The sequence below is a fragment of the Treponema sp. UBA785 genome (genome assembly GCF_002297065.1).
In the GTDB taxonomy this organism is placed as follows: Bacteria; Spirochaetota; Spirochaetia; order Treponematales; family Treponemataceae; genus Treponema_D.
Genome location: NZ_DBJD01000056.1, coordinates 1 through 4,514 on the forward strand (window position 1 = coordinate 1; position 4,514 = coordinate 4,514).

Consider the following 4,514-nt stretch of genomic DNA (forward strand, 5'->3'; position numbering starts at 1 on the left):
GCAGCGTAGCGGCGGAAGTTCTCAGGCAGTCTCTTTGAGTAGAGAACTGTCATGTTTGGCTCTGGAGCCGGTCCCATGTTCTCGAGAGTATGGAGGAAGCGGAAGTCGTTCTTTGTAACCATTGAGCGTCCGTCCTGTCCGAGTCCGCCGACTTCGAGTGTTGCCCAAACTGGGTCGCCAGAGAAGAGGTTGTTGTAAGACTCAATGCGTGCAAAGCGAACCATGCGTGCCTTCATTACGAAGTGGTCAACAAGTTCCTGTGCCTGAGATTCTGTGATTAAGCCTGCTTCGAGGTCGCGGTTGATGTAAATGTCGAGGAATGTTGAAACACGTCCGATTGACATTGCAGCACCGTTCTGTGTCTTGATTGCTCCGAGGTAACCGAAGTACAGCCACTGAACAGCTTCTTTTGCTGTTGTAGCTGGCTTAGAAATATCAAAGCCGTAGAGAGCTGCCATTTCTTTAAGACCTTTGAGAGCCTTAATCTGATCAGCAACTTCTTCCTTGAGACGGATAACTTCCTCAGTCATTGTTCCGTCGCCAATGTTTGCCTTGTCAGCTTCCTTGCATTTGATGAGGTAGTCGATACCATAAAGAGCTACACGGCGGTAGTCTCCAACGATGCGTCCGCGTCCGTATGTGTCAGGCAAACCTGTCAAGATGTGTGAACGGCGAACCGCGCGGATTTCTGGTGTGTAAACCTGAAATACAGCGTCTGAGTGAGTTTTGTGATATTCAGTAAAAATTTTGTGGAGTTCTGGGTTTGGAGTGTAGCCGTACATTTCGCATGACTCTTCTGCCATTTTGATTCCACCGTAAGGCATGAATGCTCTTTTGAGAGGCTTGTCTGTCTGAAGACCAACAACCTGTTCAAGATCTTTCAATTCTGGATCAATATAGCCAGGTTTGTGAGCTGTAAGACCTGTAACGATGTCTGTGTCCATGTCGAGAACGCCAGTTCTTTCTTTTCCGTCAAGACCTACAGCTTTTTTGTTGTGTTCTGCCTTCTGAAGTTCCTGCAATTTTGCAAAGAGCTTGTTTGTACCTTCTGTAGGACCTGCGAGGAATTTTTCATCGCCGTCATAAGGTGTGTAGTTGTTCTGGATAAAGTCGCGAACGTTTACTTCTTCTTTCCAAAGGCGTCCTTTGAAACCGTTCCATGCTTCTGCCATAAAAGTTCTCCTTTCTTGAAAAAACGGAGCACGCATGCAAAAGAATTTGAAACAAGTTGAAGTAAACCTGCGTAATGACAGGAAAACTTTACAAAAATGGAAAAAAACGCGCAAAATCGGTCTTGAATTCAAGACTGGTCTGCTAAGCCTGCGGAAACTCCGTAAGTCGAATTTTCCTTTTTTTGATGTTTCAAAAACAGTTTTTACAGGGCTCGTATTTATTCAAGCAAATTTGTATATAATTCGCAATTTTTATAAAAAACTGCGACTGTTTCTGTTAGTTAAGACTATAGTGGATTTGACAAAAAAGTGCAACAGAATAAAATTACTTATTAGTAATTATTCCTAATAACTTTATGTTAAAACGCTATGAATAGTGTTTTTTTGTCTTTTTACAGGATACGAACGCTAAAAGCGCACGCCCTTGCCTTGCGGCAATGGATGCTTGCATACCTTGCGGTATGCTGCGAGTTTTGTTTTGCACAAAACTCGTCGATTGAATTGTGCGCTAAAAGCGCACGTCCTTGCCTTGCGGCAAGGATAGGAGGGGCGGCGGTTAGCCGTTCCGAAGGAATGAAGCGATAGCGGAACCCCGGATAGCCTGATTTTTGCAATGCAAAAAGCCGTCCGTATAAAATTTATCTTTCAAATTTCATTATGTTTCCGGCGCCTGCCTTTTTTACTGTCGCTTCGTTGAGAGAAGATGTTTCGTCCAGGCTGTAGTTGTAATTTATTGCAAATGGTTTTTCTGAAGTCAGGTGCGCCTCAAAATCGTTTGTCTTGTCTACTTTGTCGTAGGCGCAATTTGAGGCGTTGAGCTGAGGAATGTTTCCGCTTTGGTAGAATTTTGAGAATGTAGGGTCTGTTTTTTCGGACTTGTCGTAGTATTTTACGGCTGTCTGCGCGTGTTTTCCGAAAAAATTGTTTTCTACGACATACATTGAGCCGATTCCTGGTCCAAGGCTGCTTCCTTTGTTTTCGTTTGTGCCGATGTTGTCAAAATAATTGTTGTAGATGTGCGCGTTTACTCCGCGGCTTCTTGGCATGCGCTGAATTGAATTGTGGAAGTAGTTGTGATGAAGCGTTACTTCACATTCTTCCGGATTTGAAAACTTGTCGCCTGGACGAATCAGCATTACTTTGTCGTGGTTGAAAAATTCGCAGTAAGAAACGGTTATGCATTTTCCTTTTTTAATGTCCAGAAGTCCGTCGTGGTTGAAATTTCTTACAAGGTCTACGCATTTTCCGTCGCTGAAAGTGCAGTGGTCAACCCAGACATTGTTTGCGTTTTCGATATTGAGTGAATCTATGCTTGCCTTTGAATTTTTGTCGACCTTTGTGTCGATTTCTGTTGAGCCGTGGGCGTCGTAAAATTCAATATTGCGGATTATTATGTTGTTTACGTTTTTAATCAAAAGACCACCGAACTTTAAGCGGGCGTTCTGTTTTCCGACGATTGCCGTGTCTGATGTAAGTTTGTAAATAAGGTCGGCGTGTTTTCTTTTTCCGTCGGCTTCAAATTCGTCAAAGTAGCTGTGGTCTGAATCAGAGACTTTTCCGTAGCTCAGGTCGATGTCGCCGTCGATTACGATGAGCTTTTTGCCTTCTTTTTGAATTGCCGCGCTAAAGGCGTCTGTTTTTTTGTCTGATTTTGGATAAGTTTTGTCGTCAATCAAAATGATTTTTGTGTTTGGAAAAGAAAAATCTCCGCAATCAAAAAATCCGTTTGTTTCAGGCTTTTCGCCTGGAATTGAATAAAGTGTCTGTCCTTTAAGGTTTTGTTTTTGTTCTTGAGCTGAATTGTTTTCGGTCTTGTTTGAAGCGCATCCTGAGAAAAATGCAAAAAAGGCCGAAATTCCTGCAATAAATACAAGTGGGTTGATAATTTTTTTCATAAAGCACCTCGTAAAATAAAAAAATACCCTAAATGTCGAATTTTGAAAAGAACAGTCATTTAAGTGTCATTCCCGTGCTGCGACCGGAATAACTGTTGTAAAGTTTCAATAGATTATCGGGGCAAGTCCGATAATGACAAGAAGTAGTTTCGATAATGACAAGGGAACAGTTCCGATAGTGACATAAAACTATAAAACTCGAAGTTTGGGAAAAAATACGTCTTTTTGTACGAATATTCTTATAAAAAAAATCCTAGGTCAATGCAAATACTTTTTTTTACCTTGTTTGCATAAAAATCGATTTTTATGCAAATTTGTTTGATTTATAAATTGAGTTTTAACTGTGGCAATTTTTTTAGTTTTATTGCCATAGTTAAGCGAATGTTTTTTTACAGTGTTTTAGCCGAGCATTGAAACCAGTGTTTCTTTTGGAACAAGGCCGATTGAAGTTTTTTCTGGTTTTCCGTTTTTAAAGAGAATTACTGTCGGAATGCTTACGATTCCGTATTCGCGGGAAAGAGTTTCTTCTTCGTCAACATTTACTTTGCCGACTTTTATTTTTCCACTGTATTCTTCTGCAATCTGCGCAATTGTCGGAGCAAGCATTTTGCACGGACCGCACCAGCTTGCCCAAAAGTCAACAAGAACAGGACTTTCTGATTTTAATACTTCGTCTTCGAAATTGCCTTTTGTGAGTGTGATTTCCATATCTTCCTCCAGTTTTCAATAAAATTAGATTGCTTTTGTTAATTTAAAAGTAAGCAAATTTCTTCAAAAAGGAAAGTATATTTTTTTAGGTTTTTGTGCAGTTTAGAAATCTCGTAAGAAAAATTTAGCCAAGAATAGAATTGTGAAAGGATTTTTAACCGGAAAATTCCTGTTTATGCAAAGGAATTTTCCGGTTTGCGGCTAATCTACTTAAAAACTAAGCGTAAATCGGGCGCACGCTGATTACAGCCTCGCAGTCTCCGAGAGCCTTGAGAGTGTCGTCTCCGACTTTTCCGTCAACATCAATCATCGCGTAGGCAATGTCGCCGCGGCTCTGGTCAACGATTCCGGCAACGTTGAGTTTTGCGTCTCCCAGGATTGTCGTGAATTTCGCAATCATGCCAGGTACATTCTTGTGCGGAATGCAAAGCCGAGTTCCGCCGGCAGGAATTGCAGACTCGCTTGTAACGCGCGGAAAGTTCACAGAATTTACGATAATTCCAGTCTCGAGGAAGTCGCGAAGCTCTTTTACAGCCATAACCGCGCAGTTTTCCTCCGCCTCTGGAGTTGAAGCTCCCAAGTGAGGGAGGCAGACGATTTTGTCGTTGTTCAAGAAGCTTTCATCGGCAAAATCTGTAACGTGCGCGGCAACTTTTCCAGAATTCACAGCGGCAAGCAAGTCAGCGTTGTTCACAAGTCCGCCGCGCGCAAGGTTTATTATTCTGACTCCGTCTTTCAT

4 protein-coding genes are annotated in these 4,514 nt (G+C 41.9%); all 4 read right to left on the reverse strand.

Annotated elements, in window-relative coordinates; all coding sequences use genetic code 11:
• Positions 1 to 1,172, reverse strand: a 1,172-nt coding sequence (locus B2X33_RS04180; protein WP_296667873.1) for a pyruvate formate lyase family protein, incomplete at its 3' end; no start/stop codon positions are given.
• Positions 1,173 to 1,810: 638 nt separating this feature from the next.
• Complete coding sequence (locus B2X33_RS04185; protein ID WP_296667875.1) at positions 1,811 to 3,067, reverse strand: pectate lyase family protein; 1,257 nt, start codon at positions 3,065 to 3,067, stop codon at positions 1,811 to 1,813.
• Positions 3,068 to 3,466: 399 nt separating this feature from the next.
• Positions 3,467 to 3,775, reverse strand: a complete 309-nt coding sequence (gene trxA, locus B2X33_RS04190; protein WP_296023311.1) for a thioredoxin — start codon at positions 3,773 to 3,775, stop codon at positions 3,467 to 3,469.
• A 217-nt stretch (positions 3,776 to 3,992) separates the two neighbouring features.
• Positions 3,993 to 4,514: NAD(P)-dependent oxidoreductase (locus B2X33_RS04195; protein WP_296667878.1), on the reverse strand; the 522-nt coding region annotated here is incomplete at its 5' end.

Bases quoted from the DNA above. Each gene is read 5' to 3' on its own strand.
- B2X33_RS04185 (WP_296667875.1), bottom strand. From the start codon at position 3,067: ATGAAAAAAATTATCAACCCACTTGTATTTATTGCAGGAATTTCGGCC.
- trxA (WP_296023311.1), bottom strand. From the start codon at position 3,775: ATGGAAATCACACTCACAAAAGGCAATTTCGAAGACGAAGTATTAAAA.